This is a genomic window from Erwinia papayae, from assembly GCF_058241465.1.
Genome location: NZ_JBZCHT010000002.1, coordinates 95,295 through 111,146 on the forward strand (window position 1 = coordinate 95,295; position 15,852 = coordinate 111,146).

13 protein-coding genes and 1 pseudogene are annotated in these 15,852 nt (G+C 49.7%); 6 read left to right on the forward strand and 8 right to left on the reverse strand.

Going from position 1 to position 15,852, the window contains the following annotated elements:
* Nucleotides 1-251: 251 nt before the first annotated feature.
* The 5 genes from AC3RPL_RS00490 to rpoE form a co-directional block, all read right to left on the reverse strand.
* On the reverse strand, nt 252-1,382 hold the full coding sequence (locus AC3RPL_RS00490) for an ABC transporter substrate-binding protein (protein ID WP_490738582.1): 1,131 nt from the start codon (nt 1,380-1,382) through the stop codon (nt 252-254).
* Between the two features lie 283 nt (nt 1,383-1,665).
* On the reverse strand, nt 1,666-2,124 hold the full coding sequence (gene rseC, locus AC3RPL_RS00495; RefSeq protein WP_490738583.1) for a SoxR-reducing system protein RseC: 459 nt from the start codon (nt 2,122-2,124) through the stop codon (nt 1,666-1,668).
* Nucleotides 2,121-3,074 (reverse strand): sigma-E factor regulatory protein RseB, encoded by a 954-nt coding sequence (gene rseB, locus AC3RPL_RS00500; RefSeq protein WP_261639932.1) that lies wholly within the window; start codon nt 3,072-3,074, stop codon nt 2,121-2,123. Before rseB ends, rseC begins: the two co-directional genes overlap by 4 nt.
* Entirely contained in the window at nt 3,074-3,724 is a 651-nt protein-coding gene (rseA, locus tag AC3RPL_RS00505; protein ID WP_490738584.1) for an anti-sigma-E factor RseA, read from the reverse strand. The genes rseB and rseA overlap by 1 nt, the downstream gene beginning before the upstream one ends.
* Before the next feature lie 30 nt (nt 3,725-3,754).
* Nucleotides 3,755-4,330 carry an RNA polymerase sigma factor RpoE gene (rpoE, locus tag AC3RPL_RS00510; RefSeq protein ID WP_034938411.1) on the reverse strand — a complete coding sequence of 192 codons (576 nt, stop codon included), beginning with the start codon at nt 4,328-4,330 and terminating at the stop codon, nt 3,755-3,757.
* A 484-nt stretch (nt 4,331-4,814) separates the two neighbouring features.
* Between rpoE and nadB the strand changes: the two genes are divergently transcribed.
* Entirely contained in the window at nt 4,815-6,416 is a 1,602-nt protein-coding gene (gene nadB, locus AC3RPL_RS00515; RefSeq protein ID WP_490738585.1) for an L-aspartate oxidase, read from the forward strand.
* On the opposite strand, the gene trmN is transcribed toward nadB, so the two are convergent.
* Nucleotides 6,417-7,154 (reverse strand): tRNA(1)(Val) (adenine(37)-N(6))-methyltransferase TrmN, encoded by a 738-nt coding sequence (gene trmN, locus AC3RPL_RS00520; RefSeq protein ID WP_490738586.1) that lies wholly within the window; start codon nt 7,152-7,154, stop codon nt 6,417-6,419. It abuts the gene before it with no gap.
* Between the two features lie 132 nt (nt 7,155-7,286).
* Between trmN and srmB the strand changes: the two genes are divergently transcribed.
* Nucleotides 7,287-8,618 carry an ATP-dependent RNA helicase SrmB gene (gene srmB / locus AC3RPL_RS00525; RefSeq protein WP_034938413.1) on the forward strand — a complete coding sequence of 444 codons (1,332 nt, stop codon included), beginning with the start codon at nt 7,287-7,289 and terminating at the stop codon, nt 8,616-8,618.
* A 127-nt stretch (nt 8,619-8,745) separates the two neighbouring features.
* Here the strand turns inward: srmB and tyrA are convergent, their stop codons facing one another.
* Together tyrA and AC3RPL_RS00535 are read right to left on the reverse strand one after the other, a co-directional pair.
* Nucleotides 8,746-9,867, reverse strand: coding sequence for a bifunctional chorismate mutase/prephenate dehydrogenase (tyrA, locus tag AC3RPL_RS00530; RefSeq protein ID WP_490738587.1), 1,122 nt, complete (start codon nt 9,865-9,867; stop codon nt 8,746-8,748).
* Between the two features lie 2 nt (nt 9,868-9,869).
* Nucleotides 9,870-10,949, reverse strand: a pseudogene (locus AC3RPL_RS00535) (3-deoxy-7-phosphoheptulonate synthase).
* A gap of 486 nt (nt 10,950-11,435) precedes the next feature.
* Between AC3RPL_RS00535 and AC3RPL_RS00540 the strand changes: the two are divergent.
* The 4 genes from AC3RPL_RS00540 (at nt 11,436) to AC3RPL_RS00555 (ending at nt 15,819) form a co-directional block, all read left to right on the forward strand.
* Nucleotides 11,436-11,951 carry a GNAT family N-acetyltransferase gene (locus tag AC3RPL_RS00540; RefSeq protein WP_261639927.1) on the forward strand — a complete coding sequence of 172 codons (516 nt, stop codon included), beginning with the start codon at nt 11,436-11,438 and terminating at the stop codon, nt 11,949-11,951.
* 568 nt (nt 11,952-12,519) lie between these two features.
* Nucleotides 12,520-13,179 carry a hypothetical protein gene (locus tag AC3RPL_RS00545; RefSeq protein ID WP_490738588.1) on the forward strand — a complete coding sequence of 220 codons (660 nt, stop codon included), beginning with the start codon at nt 12,520-12,522 and terminating at the stop codon, nt 13,177-13,179.
* 44 nt (nt 13,180-13,223) lie between these two features.
* Nucleotides 13,224-15,392 carry a M66 family metalloprotease gene (locus tag AC3RPL_RS00550; protein WP_490738820.1) on the forward strand — a complete coding sequence of 723 codons (2,169 nt, stop codon included), beginning with the start codon at nt 13,224-13,226 and terminating at the stop codon, nt 15,390-15,392.
* Nucleotides 15,393-15,402: 10 nt separating this feature from the next.
* Nucleotides 15,403-15,819, forward strand: coding sequence for a carbohydrate-binding protein (locus AC3RPL_RS00555; protein ID WP_490738589.1), 417 nt, complete (start codon nt 15,403-15,405; stop codon nt 15,817-15,819).
* Nucleotides 15,820-15,852 lie beyond the last annotated feature (33 nt).

The window sequence follows — 15,852 nt, forward strand, 5'->3', positions numbered from 1 at the left end:
AAGCATTAACCTTAACTTCTGCCCACCCGCCTTCAATGAGCACGCATCTTACACTGTTAGTCCCCATCACGAAAGAATTCACATAGATCTGAAAGTGTCAGATTCTGTGATATTGCCTGAAAGGGTGGAGGAAGATGTTCAACGACACGTTACCTGAATGGCTAAATGAAAAAAGGCTCCAGTAGCAGGCGTAAAAAAAGCTGCCGGAGCAGCCTTTAACTCGTCAGAGCCTGTGCATTCTGCCAACAGAATTAGTGCGTAGCAGGCAATGTTACCCAATAACCAGGCTGGTAACTGAGCGGCAAAAAGCGCTGATGAAATTCACGGAAGGTGGCGTCCGGATCAATATCGGCAAAAAGATCGGGATGTAACCATTTCGCCATAACCTGAATCACAACGAAGTTATACGGGCTGTCATAGAACTGATGCCAGATGGCATGCGCATTGCCATTGGTGGCGACCGGTAATGTTCTGAACGCAGGGCGAGCCATTAATGCAGTCAGGCGTTGTTTCGCCACGGTAAGATCGGCACCCGGGCCAACACCCACCCAGCCGTTTGCCGTGTTGTAATTTTTCCAGTTTGCGCCAGTCACAATCACCACGTCGGGCCGGGCACTGATTATCTGCTCCGGATTGAGGGTGCCGAAAGTACCTGGGATCAGGTTTTTCGCAATGTTGCTCCCACCGGCCACTTCCACCATCCGACCAAAGTTTTCATCGCCAAATGACATGCAGCACTCGTCTGTGTAGCCGCCTGCACGATCGATCATCACCGTTGGACGTTTGCCGTGATAATTTTTGAGTCGGTCCTGCACAATCGCTATCTGTTTGTTACGAAATGCAATTATTTCTTCAGCGCGCTGCGGATTTCCAACCAGCTGGCCCATAATCCTGATGCTTTTTTCCGCATTTTCGAATGGTTTTTCACGAAAATCGATAAAGACCACCGGGATACCCAATTGATCAAGTTTTTCAATCAGTTTGCCTTCGTCTGTTGCCGCTTTGGACTCAAGGTTCATCAGCACCAGATCAGGATGGAGGGTCAGCGCCTGCTCAACGTTGAAGGTGCCCTCTTTTGCCCCACCAAAGGTGGGTAATTTCACGATTTGCGGATATTTATTTTTGTAATTCTGGTAGCTGTCGAAATCGGCTTTGGGGAGATCGTCACGCCAGCCCACCACACGTTTGAAGGGGTCCTGAGTATCAAATGCTGCCAGCAGGAAAATCTGCCGACCTTCGCCAAGAATAACACGTTTAACTTCTGATTTAATTTCTACCTTGCGCCCACTAACGTCTTCCACCACAAACGGTGCAGCTAACACCTTGCCAGCCATCAGCAGACCGGCTAAAACAACACCACACCTTTTCAAAAACAATGACATAACACCCCCGCAGTCAACCCTAATGATAATCATTATCAATAAACAGCCAGCATGCTACGATGTTGTTAAAATTAAAACAATATGTGTCAGAAAATTTCATATATTTTCAGGAAAATTTCCCAGCTTTCAAACTGAGTGTGAATTTTGCGCAGCGGTCGCAATGGGCTGTGGGCTGTGGGCTGTGGGCTGTGGGCTGTGGGCTGTGGGCTGTGGGCAGGTATTTTCAAATCAGAAGAAAGGAAAATCCCTGGCTGCCGCTTTTACGACAGCCAGGAAATAAGCATTATGACTGAACGTGCAGTACGTCGGGCGGTAAAGAGACGCTCAAAATTACCGGCTTAAATGAGCTGGATTTACTCAACCATATAGAAATACCTTTAGCCACGATAAAGCCGCCAACACCGCCCAGTAGGGCACCAAATGCTGCGGCGGTGTCGGTGTGAAAAAGCATCTGAAACAACCCTGCACAGAGAAATAATCCAAGTAAAGGGGTCATATAAACCAGCAGTGCTGAACTGAGTAAACTTTTCTCTTCAATACCCAGTTCAATGCGCTGGCCGGGTATCAGCGGCTCAGCGCTGGCTATTTTCATGACGTGGGCATTTTTTGGCCCCAGCTTATTCAGCATCTGGCTGCCACATCCTTTACGCGCCGAGCAACTGTTGCAGGACGTTTTCATTTCGCTGTGCAGCGTTGCGATGCCGTCCTGCCACGAAACCACCGTGGCCCATTCTCTCATCATGGTGTCGACCTCAGATTAATACTGTCCGCAATACGTCTGGCGGTTGATGGCGGCAATTCGCCCACCACCGTGATTTCAGTATTATTACGTACTTCCGTCTGAACCGTTCGACGTCCGGTGCGTAACAGCTGAGAACCGCTATTTTTATCAGCGGCGGTTACATTTATTGAGAAGCTGAACAGCCCGTCTGAATACAGCCGTGATTCGACAGGTTTATTAAGCGATGGGATCTGTCTGCGACTCTGCATAACTTCCTTCATGCCATCCGGCAGCCAACCCGGAGTCCAGTTGAAAACAGCATTAGTACTGACCGGTACTGAGAGTGACGGCGGTAAATTTGCTTTTTCCAGCCCCTGCATCATCTTTTGCACGCCATTATCCACTGCAAAGCTGATTACCCGGTACTGTTCCAGCGTTTCGCCATCACGATCCAGCAGATCAATACGCAGCGGTAAGCGGGTGTCACTGTCCAGCCAGACGATATAGCTGTAACGAGTGCCATCACGCGCCACGATACGTATAACTTCACAGATTTGATCGGCAATGCGTGTTCGACCTACCGGTACAAAATCATAAGAGGCCGCAAGCTTAGGGAAATCGGCATAAACCAATGAGGGAAGTGCATCAACAATATGCTCTCCGCTCAGAGTGAAAGGGGCCAGTCCTGGCTCAAAATAGCTGACTTCGTTGCCCCGCTGGATAATCTCCCGACGCGGCCCGTCCATCTGCAACAGTTGCGCATAGACTTTGTTGCTCAAAACAGCATGTCGGTAACGTAACGATTCAATGCCAAGTCTTGAGACATTGATATAGGCAAGTTCATAACTTAGCGACTGGCTGGCCTGCTCCATTTGCTGCAACAACGCCCCGGGAGTTGTTTCCGCCGGGGCGACAGGAGAGTAAATCAGGCTGCCAGCAATAAGGCCGACGGCGTACCAGAGTTGCTTCATTACTGCTGTTGCATTCCCAACGACTGATTACCCGGAACCTGAACAGCAGCCTGTTGAGCAGGATTCTGATCGAAATGCAGCTGATCAGAATGTAAACGGCGCTGCAATTCATAATCCTGAAGCATGGCATTAACGCGACGGCGCTGTTCCTGCACCTGCTGCGGCGCATTACTGTTTATTGCGCTGTCAGACGGTACGCCAAGACTAACCGGTGAAGCCTGGCCCATCATTGGCAACGTATTGAATACCGGAGAATCAGACTGCGACTGCCCGTTTTGCGGCTGATTATAATACTGGACGCCGACGATTACCGCCAGAGAAACACAGGCAGCAACACCAACCTGGGTGATTTGCGCAGCCCACGGGCGCATCTTCTGCCAGAACGGCATCCTGCTGTAACGCTGGGGAGTCGGTTGCGGTTCAGGAATCAACCGGGTGGTTTTGTTTAACGGCTCATTTTCGATCGCTGCCGCCACACGAGCTGAGATATCAAAATGAATAACCTGTCCGATATCGCCACGCAACGTATCCCGGATAAGATGATAGCTCTCCCAGTTTTGCTGCAACACGACATCTTTAGACAATGCGGACAAAACTTCGTTATCCAAAGTTTCGCCGTCCATTAAAGCGGAAAGTTGTTCTTTCTGCATGCCTCAATACCCTTCCTGTATCCGCTATCGCTAGCGTTGGATAAGTGGTTGAATTTTATTATCTATAGCTTCGCGTGCACGGAAGATTCGTGATCGAACCGTGCCAACCGGACAATCCATAATAGCGGCTATCTCTTCATAGCTCAGACCATCCAGCTCCCGCAGAGTAATTGCCATACGGAGATCCTCAGGCAATGTCTCAATGGTGCGAAAAACCATTTGTTTCAGCTCTTCCGACAACATTAAGTTCTCAGGGTTCGAAATTTCTTTCAGCCCACCAGCACTTTCGAAGTTTTCGGCATCAATAGCGTCAACATCACTGGAAGGCGGTCGGCGTCCCTGAGCAACCAGATAATTTTTCGCCGTGTTAACGGCAATTCGATAGAGCCAGGTATAAAAGGCGCTATCTCCACGGAATGATTCAAGTGCACGATAAGCCTTGATGAATGATTCCTGTACTATATCAGGCACATCTCCTGAGGGAACATAGCGGGAAACCAGGCTCGCCACTTTATGCTGGTAACGCACAACCAGTAAATTGAATGACCTCTGATCTCCCTTCTGGACTCGCTCTACGAGTACCTGATCCGTTAACTGCTCGCTCATCCGAGGTAATGTCTCCCCAAATATTTTTCCACGCGACGCCGAAAACCCCGCAATAACTCGTATGTTTTGAGCAAGCATGCGCTTAGAGTGATTATCATATGTGAAGTTCCGTTGCGCCGTTCTGTTTCTGGTGCCGATGCCGGATAAGGTTAAATCCACAACCATTTTTTTGATTTCTGACGGATTGCGCGCGCCCAGCTTTTTAACTCTGGTTGTTTGCTGGTTCGTCTTACGCTGGCATGCAGCATCCTGTTAACGCCGCAGATTAACCCATGAAGACTGTTTTTTCATCTTTAAATCACACAGATTCACACCTGTTCGCAATATTAAACCTTCTTTTACTCAAAAATGAGAAAATGCTCAGACATCTGGCCATTTTCCCTGGCATCAGTGCCTGCCCGGAGGGAAAAAACGTAAAAAGGCTTTTAAATGAACAATGCTGAATGCTATGCTCTGCAAAAGTTTGTTTAGTAAATTAAACACCATGAAACCTCTCTGCAATCACAGTTGTGACATATTGATTATCGGTAGCGGGGCAGCCGGTCTTTCTCTTGCGTTGCGGCTGGCTGAAAAACATCAGGTTACGGTACTGAGCAAAGGGCCGGTCAGTGAGGGCTCAACATTTTATGCTCAGGGCGGCATTGCGGCGGTGTTTGATGAAAACGACAGTATCGGGTCGCACATTGCAGACACGCTCACTGCCGGAGATGGTCTTTGCGATCGCCACACTGTTTCTTTTATTGCCAGTAATGCCCGGCACTGCGTGCAGTGGTTGATTGATAACGGGATGTCATTTGACAGAGAAAGCCCGGAGTGTAATCAAAGCGCATGGCACCTGACCCGTGAAGGTGGACACAGCCATCGTCGTATTTTGCACAGTGCCGATGCGACCGGGCGTGCCGTTGAAAATACGCTGGTAAGTCAGGCGCTCCGTCACCCCAACATCCGTCTGATTGAACGTAGCAATGCCGTTGATTTGATTGTCTCCGATAAAATGGGTCTCTCCGGCGAACGGCGGGTTGTTGGCGCTTATATCTGGAATCGTGAACGCGAAAAGGTAGAGACCTGCAACGCGCGTGCAGTGGTACTGGCCACCGGTGGCGCAGCCAAAGTTTATCAATACACCACTAATCCGGATGTTGCGTCAGGAGATGGTATTGCTATGGCGTGGCGCGCCGGATGCCGGGTGGCAAATCTTGAATTCAATCAGTTTCATCCCACCTGCCTGTTTCATCCTGATGCGCGCAATTTTTTGCTGACTGAAGCCCTGCGTGGAGAAGGCGCGTACCTCAGACGTCCTGACGGTTCACGTTTTATGCCGGATTTTGATTCACGCGCGGAGCTGGCTCCCCGCGATATCGTCGCACGAGCCATCGATCATGAGATGAAACGGCTGGGTGCCGATTGCATGTATCTTGATATCAGCCATAAACCAGCGGATTTCATCCGTGCACATTTCCCGACGATCACCGAAAAACTACTCACACTGGGAATTGACCTGACTAAAGAACCGGTTCCCATCGTACCGGCAGCCCATTACACCTGCGGCGGTGTAATGGTGGACCAGCATGGGCGGACGGATGTCAGCGGTCTTTATGCCATCGGAGAGGTCAGTTATACCGGCCTGCATGGCGCAAATCGTCTGGCCTCCAACTCACTGCTGGAGTGTCTGGTGTATGGCTGGTCAGCGGCAGAAGATCTCCAGCACTACCTGAAGACAGTGACTGCGCTATATCCGCTGCCCACATGGGATGAAAGCCGGGTGGATGATTCTGATGAGCGAGTGGTCATCCAACATAACTGGCACGAACTACGCCTTTTTATGTGGGATTATGTCGGCATCGTCCGCACCACCCGACGCCTGGAACGCGCTTTGCGTCGCATTACTATGCTGCAACAGGAAATCGACGAATATTACGCGCACTTTCGCATATCAAATAATTTGCTGGAACTGCGCAATCTGGTTCAGGTGGCTGAATTGATGGTCCGCTGCGCGATGGCCAGAAAAGAGAGTCGCGGATTACATTTCACGCTGGACTACCCTCACCACTTACCTGAAGCAACACCCACGATACTGGTGCCCTGATCAACGAAACAGGTAAAAATCGCGGGTCAGGCTGCAATGTGCCTCTGAATAACGTTGGTCCGGCCCGCGAATCGTCATGCGTTCGGTAAAGGGTTCGCTAGGTTTGGGCGATAACGCCAGTAAAACGCGATTAGGTGGTCGCCGATCATTGTCAGCAATATCTGTGCGCAAATGCAGATACCAGCCCCGTTGTTGTGCCAGAGCGACCAGCTCGTTGCCGGCAGCTTCCGGCAGAATGACCGCGAAATAGCCCTCTTCGGCAATCAGTGCTTCAGCGCATTCCAGCAGCGCGTGATGGGTCAAACCAGTGGTATAGCGCGCCGCAGCACGTTGAGGGGTGGCACAGTCGACGCCCGCAGCAAAATAAGGTGGGTTACTGACAATCAGTGAGTATCGGTGGCTGCATGTTTGAGTCCAGGACAAAATATCGGCCTGGCAGACGTTAATCCGCTGTGCCCAGGGAGACGCGTCAGCATTTTCCCGCGCCTGTCCTGCAGCCTGTTCGTCCAGTTCAACAGCATCGATGATCGTTTCCTCGCAGGTTCTCTGTGCCAGCATCAACGCGATAAGACCGCTGCCAGTACCGATATCCAACACCCGCTCAGCTCCGGCAACCGGTGCCCACGCCCCCAGTAGCACACCGTCAGTGCCGACTTTCATGGCACATCGGTCATGGGCAACAAAAAATTGTTTGAAGGTAAAACCATTAGTACGAAGCGCAACTTTCTGCTGAGACATTTATCTGGCCTGTAGGGTAAACCGCGCCAGCATAGAACAACTGGTCGCCGGGGAAAAGTTATTCAGAACACACAAACAGATGAAGATCCTGTCCATTCTGTCTATAATCAGCGCCCCAAGCTGAGGTAGACCATGACTGTAACCACTTTTTCCGAACTCGAACTTGATGAAAGCCTGCTGGCTGCATTGCAGGAGAAGGGCTTCACCCGCCCTACTGCTATCCAGGCCACAGCTATCCCGCCAGCGCTGGAGGGTCGTGACGTTCTCGGTTCGGCACCAACCGGTACTGGCAAAACGGCCGCCTATCTGCTGCCGGTTCTACAACACTTACTTGATTTCCCACGTAAAAAATCAGGTCCTCCACGCATTCTGATCCTGACGCCAACCCGTGAACTGGCGATGCAGGTCGCCGATCATGCTCGTGAGCTGGCCAGGCATACGCATCTGGATATTGCCACCATTACCGGTGGCGTGGCGTACATGAACCATGCTGAAGTCTTCAGCGAAAATCAGGACGTGGTGGTCGCCACTACTGGCCGTCTGTTGCAGTACATTAAAGAAGAGAATTTCGACTGCCGGGCGGTTGAAACGCTGATCCTTGATGAAGCAGATCGCATGCTGGACATGGGTTTTGCGCAAGATATTGAAACCATTGCGGCAGAAACCCGCTGGCGTAAACAGACGCTGCTGTTCTCTGCCACGCTGGAAGGCGATGCAATCAAAGATTTCTCTGAACGCCTGCTAAATGATCCGGTGGAAGTTGAGTCGGATCCGGCACGTCGTGAACGCAAAAAAATCCAGCAATGGTATTACCGTGCTGATGATGTCACGCATAAAACCGCCCTGCTGCTCCACCTGCTGAAGCAGCCTGAAGTAACCCGTTCAGTGATTTTTGTTCGCAAACGCGAACGGGTACATGAGCTGTGCGGATGGCTGCGTGAAGCCGGCATCAACACCAGCTATCTGGAAGGCGAACTGGAACAGTACAAGCGCAACGAAGCCATTAAGCGGGTGGTCGATGGCCGCGTAAACGTGCTGGTTGCAACCGACGTTGCCGCACGTGGCATCGATATTGACGATGTCAGCCACGTGTTCAATTTTGATCTGCCGCGCACGGCCGATACTTATCTGCACCGGATTGGTCGCACCGGACGCGCAGGTAAGAAAGGCACGGCAATTTCGCTGGTGGAAGCTCATGACCATATGCTGCTGGGTAAAATCAGTCGCTACATCAATGAGCCGATGAAAGCACGAGTGATTGACGAACTGCGTCCCACCACCCGCGCGCCCAGTGAAAAGCAAAATGGAAAGCCATCGAAGAAAGCGCTGGCAAAACGCAAAGAGAAGAAAGAAAAGGATAGTGAAGCAGCAAAACCCAGGGTGAAAAAGCGCCATCGTGATACCAAAAATATCGGTAAGCGCCGTAAACCCAGTGGAACAGGTAACACCGGAAGCGCCGAATAACTATTCGTGGCGGCCAGCATCCTTCCTGCATGGCAACTGACACTAAAAAGCTCCCACTGGCGGGAGCTTTTTTTTGGTCAGAGCGCAACGAAAAGAACAGCCTCTGAAGCGCACGCCAGCGATCTTATTACTGGCGGCTGTCGTTAGCCTGGCGTAACAGCGTCCGACTTTCCAACATGAAGCGTTGAGCATAGTCTCCAAACCAGTGCTCGACCTTGCGAAAACTTTCGATAAACGCCTGTTTATCCCCTTTCTCCAGTAAGGCTATCGCCTCACCAAAACGCTGATAATAACGTTTGATTAATGCCAGATTGTTCTCTGAAGACATAATAATGTCGGCGTACAACTGTGGATCCTGCGCGAACAATCTTCCCACCATTGCCAGTTCAAGACGATAGATCGGCGAAGAGAGTGCCAGAAGTTGCTCAAGCTGAACATTTTCCTCAGCCAGATGCAGACCGTAGGCAAAAGTGGCAAAGTGACGAAGCGCCTGGATAAAGGCCATATTCTGGTCATGCTCGACCGCACTGATACGATGTAGTCTGGCACCCCACACCTGAATCTGCTCAAGGAACCACTGGTAGGCTTCCGGTTGTCGTCCATCGCACCACACCACTACCTGCATCGCCAGACTGCCGCTGTCCGGCCCGAACATGGGATGCAGTCCAAGCACCGGCCCGCCGTGTGCAGCTAACATTGCCTGTAATGGCGCGTTTTTTACCGACGCCAGATCGACCAGAATACAGTCATCAGGTAGCGGCGGCAGCGCAGCAATCACCTCTTCTGTCAGATGAATCGGTACGCTGATAATCACCATACCAGCATCCGCCAACAGTTTGTCGCCTTGCGCCCAGTCCTCTTTATCCAGTATTTTCACCTGATATCCGGACAGGGTAAGCATCTTTTCGAACAGACGCCCCATCTGACCTTTGCCCCCGACGATAACCACCGGACGCAGCTCAGGACAAAGAGTCTTAAAGCCTTTATCATTTTCGCTGGAATAGGATTCGCGCATGACCCGGCGCAACACGTCCTCGATCAAATCCGGCGGCACCCCCAGCAACTCAGCCTCCCTGCGCCGGGAAGCAAGCATTGAGGCTTCACGTTCAGGCACGTAAATCGGTAAACCGTAGCGGCTTTTCACCTCACCCACTTCGGCAACCAGCTGTAATCGTCTGGCCAGCAGATCAAGCAGCGCTTTATCAACCTCATCAATTTGATCGCGTAGCGCGGTAAGTTCAGTCACCATAATTAACCCTCTTGCGACAAGCGCGCCGCCAGCACTCCATTCAGATCCTGATAGATTTCACGCAGCAGATTCTCAGTCGTTTCCCAGTTGATGCAGGCATCAGTAACGGAAACGCCGTAACGCATTTCGCTGCGCGGTTGCTCGGAAGACTGATTGCCTTCATTAAGATGGCTTTCCAGCATCAGGCCAATAACTGAACGGTTGCCATCTTTAATCTGCGCAACGGCAGATTCAGCGACACCAGACTGGCGACGGAAGTCTTTGTTAGAATTGCCGTGGCTGCAATCTATCATCAAGGAAGGACGGAGTCCCGCCTGACTCATCTCTTTTTCACACAGAGCAACGTCTTCCGGCCCGTAATTTGGCTGCTTTCCTCCACGCAGGATCACATGACCATCCGGATTACCCTATGTCTGCAACAGACAAACCTGCCCACTCTGATTAATACCTACAAACCGATGCGGCATCGCCGCTGCGCGCATGGCATTAATTGCAGTGCCCAGGCTACCGTCTGTACCGTTTTTAAAGCCTACCGGCATGGACAGACCTGACGCCATTTCACGGTGGGTCTGAGATTCTGTTGTGCGGGCACCAATCGCCGACCAGCTGAACAGATCGCCAAGATATTGTGGGCTGTTAGGATCGAGCGCCTCGGTTGCCAGCGGCAGTCCCATATCAACCAGATCTAACAGCAGACGACGGGCGATATGCAGACCCGCCTCCATATCGAATGAGTTATCCATGTAGGGATCGTTGATCAATCCTTTCCAGCCCACAGTGGTACGCGGTTTTTCAAAATAGACGCGCATGACGATATACAACTGATCCTGCAACTGGTCTGAGAGCGCTTTAAGGTGACGGGCATAATCCAGTGCGGCTTCGGTATCGTGAATAGAACAGGGACCGCAAACCACCAACAAACGATGATCTTTTCCACTAATGATGTTGGAAATTACCTGCCGTGAAGCGGCAATTTGCCCGGCCTGTGCGGCACTTAATGGGAACTGTTTTTTCAGTTCCTCCGGAGTAATCAGTATCTGTTCATCAGCGATATGTACGTTATTCAGCGCGTCTTTTTGCATGGTGGTCATCCTGTTGCCGTCGTTATGCCCTTTAGCGTGGTGAGCAATGTATCAGAATGAGTACAAAACACAATGTTAATATGTACATTTTTATTACCAACAAATGAAAAACAGAAAATAAATTCTATAAAAAACAATATATTATTTAAAAATACAAAAAACACACCAAAGAAAAACGTAAATTTTAATTTACACCCCTGACAATATCACCGCAATAATTTCGCACTGGACGGGTAAAAATGCTGTGGAATGAGAGATGGCCTGCATACAGCTTCACCCTTTACTTGATTCACGGTTTCAAACAAACTTTCCTGGACGACCCGACAGCTGATTCGTAAATATCAGAATATGAAGTTATGGTGATCTGAAGGAGCACAGGGTCTGCCTTATCACTACATGACAACTCGCTCCCTTTCTGATTGTCCTCTTCCCGGCTACACAGCAATTGTCAGTCTGACGGTTAATTCATATCAGGGAGAAGTACGCATGAAAATTGTTTATCGCCCTTATCAGGATCAGGATGCTGAGGCTTTTGCAGCGGCGGTTAATCAGTCACTGGATACGCTTACCCCCTGGCTGGCCTGGGCCCATGAAGGTTTTACGACCCAGGAGGCCCGCCAGTGGTTTGCCACCACGCATACACTGAGAGAAAGTGGCAAAGCAAATGAAATGGGGCTTTTTGCCAGTGATGGCCGTTTACTCGGAAGTGCTGGCCTGCGCTATTCCGCCAGCCCGGACAATCACTGCTCGATTGGCTACTGGATACGCAGCAGCGAGCAGCGCCAGGGAATAGCTACCAGGGCAGTACGCTACCTTGTGGAGATGGCCTGGCAAAGTCCGCAACGCGATACCGTTGAAATTCTCGCCGCAGAAGAAAATATTGCCAGCCGACGGGTGGCGTTAAAATGCGGAGCTGATTTTATCGGCATTCAGTATGGATTGATTGTGTTAAATACTGGCCCGGTAAATACCGCCATCTACCATATACGTCGCCCGCAGTGACGAAATGTTGATTAACTGGCATGATAAAACCCGCCTTAAGGGCGGTTATGATTAATTCAGCTTTAGCTTAAAGCGATATTTTCAGGCTAAAAATGGAATTATTTTTTACGTTAAGATTATAATTTATTTCTTATACAGACGTTTTTACTAAGATATCAGGAAATATCATTACAGATATCTCTCCCATAAAAACCCACACATCAATCCGTATCTGACCCGCACAATGGGATATTAATTAAGAGCGTCATAAAAAAACATCATTAATAGCTAATGATGCCTCATAAAATACTGCATACTTTCTCTGCCAGGCAGTAATAATATGCGAAAATACACCTCACAACAATCCAGACAACATTACAAAAGTAATTTCAGAGCATTCATAGAGATGCTAATGTTTAAAACAAACCATGAATTATTAAAGTTGCACATCTCTTAGCAAAAATCCACTGTGCGTGAGTCCAAAAAAAATCACTTAAAACATTAAATTTCACTCACATCATTTTAATGAAAAAAATGACATCATCATGGATTAAATCATGCCTGACTATGAAAAAAAACAGAAAATGTCTTGAAAGTAAATACTGAGCAACAGGTGTTTAATGAAAGCGATAAAAGTAATGACCTGCAAGCAACATTACAAGCTAATGTTAAATTTGTTCAAAGTCAGATTATTCCCGCACGTCCGAAATCTGGCTATCAACAACCACACCTGATTGCAGGACGCAAAACACTGCTGCTGGTAAAACCACAAGGCCATTTCAGCCAGTTACATGTCTCGTTTTACGATCAATCGGGTAACTGCTCTGGCAAACTCCCCCTTCTGCCACCAGAAAAACTGCTAAAGAGCGCTTACTACGTTAACAATGTTCCTGACGACATTACTTTTTCTCCTTTACCTGGCAGCACCCTGTCGGTAAGTACCAGCGCTCAGTTAACTCTGCTTAGTGATCCTACAGCCGCTTTTTTACTGTCCCAGTTGCAGAATCATTCGATTGTCGAAATCAGAACAGCAGATGGTCGTTGGACAAGAAATATCTTTTTGCCGGAAAAAGGCGTTGCAGAAGGAAAATTAATTCGTTTCATTTCTAACGCAGGTTACACATCGACAATTACCTTCAGTGCCCGAACAACCATAATATCCAGGGGGGTACTTTTCATTTTAAATATATTTCCGGCCAGTGGATTCTCGATGCTGAACTGGCAAACTAGGGCATTACCTATGCATTAAATACCTGGAGCCTGAACATTCTCGGACGCTGGATTAAACCGGATATATCGCTCAACCTGGAGGCGGATCGGTTATCAGGGCAACTTGATAATATTAATGTCGGAGCACCAACAGAGTTACTGATTCATACCATTGATACAGGTATGCTGACAACGCCACGCAATCAACTTTCTTTCGAAAATGATACTGAGGCGCACAGAGAATATTTCCAGACCGCTCCCATTTCAAGAATGATTGTCAGTAATTACGAGTCCATTCATTTGACCGAAGTAAGGTTACCTGACGGTCGGCTGTTGACTGATTTCGATCCCAGTCAGGGCGGTATTTATGACGGCACAATGCGCCAGCGAATCGGTAAAGAATTAATCTCGTTAGGAATAAATAATGCTAATTACGGCATCAATTCATCAGAAGGTGAAGGTGAATGGAGCCCTTATCTCACCGCTCAACTTACCGCCCATAACAGTCGCGGTAATTACGCGAATGGTGTAGTGATCCACGGCCTGTCTGGCGGCGGCGGTATAGTTACGCTTGAAGATTCGCCTGGAAATGAATTCAGTCATGAGATTGGACATAATTATGGCCTGGGGCATTATCCCGGTGGCTTTGACGGCTTAGTACACCAGTCAGCCGACTCAATCAATTCCACCTGGGGCTGGGACAGCGATCGTAATTATTTCCTGCCAAACTTCTCAACAAAAATCACCCAACGCCCATCATGCTATGGCGATCGATGCCAGCCCCCTTTTTATGGGCGCTCTTACGGATTTGATCCCATGGCCGGTGGTGCACCAATGGCCCCCATTAACCGATTCACGCTTTATACCCCTTACACTGCGGCAATTATCCAGCAATTCATGGAGAGTAAGCTGGTGTTTTCACCCGACTCTCTCACCGGATTCAGAAAATGGGATGCAACGACTCAGCGGATGCAGCCCTGCGAGCACAGAATAAACGTTGTCAGCCCGGTAACCATATCAAACCGGGAATTGAGTGAGCAGACTTTTACATCGCTGCTTAACAATCACCAGGTGGTCAATGTCTACATGGCTGATGGCAACTGGGCGCAGAACATCCCTGTTCCACCAGCCAGCGCGTTGAACAGGCACAAAATAATCACTGTTGAACATCACGCCAGCTGGAACAGCCAGCTTCACCTGAATGGCAAAACGATTCTGGTCACCAAAGGATTTAGCCAGAGCTATCGTTCGGAAGAATCTGGCTGGAAAGCATGCATCCTGGTAGATGCGGATACACGCCGTATTTATGCCGGTCATAATCAACTTGGTGCGCAACAACTGAGCGATCTGCTGGCCCGCTATCAACTGGTTACCCTTTCACCCGATGATAAGTTCCTGCAAGAAGACATTCATCTACCCTCTGCATCCCGGGAGAATGCCGGCAAAACTATTCGTGTGGAAAATTCCACAAGCCATATGCTAACGCTGGTGGCTGACGGTCAGTCTGTTAAAACCGGACCTGGTGAAGAAAGACACTTTTTTTCAGATGGTGGAAAATGGCTTGATAACCTGACTTACCAGGATAACAGCGTTGCTGTTAAGCCAGTCTATTTTGGTGTGCCAGTAACAACCCTGGTCGGTTATTACGATCCCGAAGGCAAGTTGCCTGCATCTGTTCTTCCGGCGCTACATGGCGCATATGGTTATCTGTATCAGGAGCCCTCCTCGCAATTAACTGATACTGACTGCCAACTGATTGTTGAGTCTGAAAATCAGGTGCTCCGTTTCAGACTGGAGAACAAACGGTTGAGAAGTGGAGTAATGAATAAATTCCATGTCAACGTTGCAGAATCACAGCAATCCCGCACGGTTAAGCTGATGTGCAATGGCAAGGTCGTGTGTAGCAGAGTTATTCAGCCAGCCCGTACGGCGCTGAATTACACCATCAATGGGGAAGCCACGCCAGAAATCCCGGTGCCAGACGGACTTGTGGTTACAGAAACCACTGCTGATTCCGTGTCTCTGACATGGAACAGGTGGGATGAGGCTACGGAATACATTGTCTACCGTAATGATGGTCTGCTGGCATCCGTCTCTCTGCCCGGCTATACCGATGCCGGTCTGGAGGAAAACACAGAGTACCGCTACCGGGTTGGCGCAGTTTATGGCGACGGGCGCCACACTGCATTAAGTGATGAAATCATAGCAATCACTAAAGTCACATCAAATTTACCCCCCTGCGCCACCTGTTAACCTGCGCTCTGTGTCGGCAACGGAAACCAGTATCAGCCTGGTATGGCATATGCCGGTCGCCACCGCGCCGCTGGTATATTTCAACCTGTATCGCGGCGAAAATAACGGCATTATCAGCGCGCTGGCCTGCGTGCCTGCTTCACGCTCTGACTATCACGATACCGCGCTGAGTGCCAGCACAAGCTATCGCTACTTCGTTACCGCCAGCGACATTGACGACAACACCTCGACGCCAGGTAATACGCTGGAATTCACCACGGCGACGGCGAGTAGCCTGCCTCAGTGGGTACTCGGCGGCACCTGGCAGGCGGGCGAAAAAGTCAGCTATCAAAACAGGGAGTGGATTTGTATCCAGACGCACACCGCCTGGGTTATCTGCTGGGCTCCGGGTACTGCCGATTCCGTGGCCCTGTGGCGTTCAGCCTGACTGAATACGATGTCGGTGGGAGCCGGTATTTTT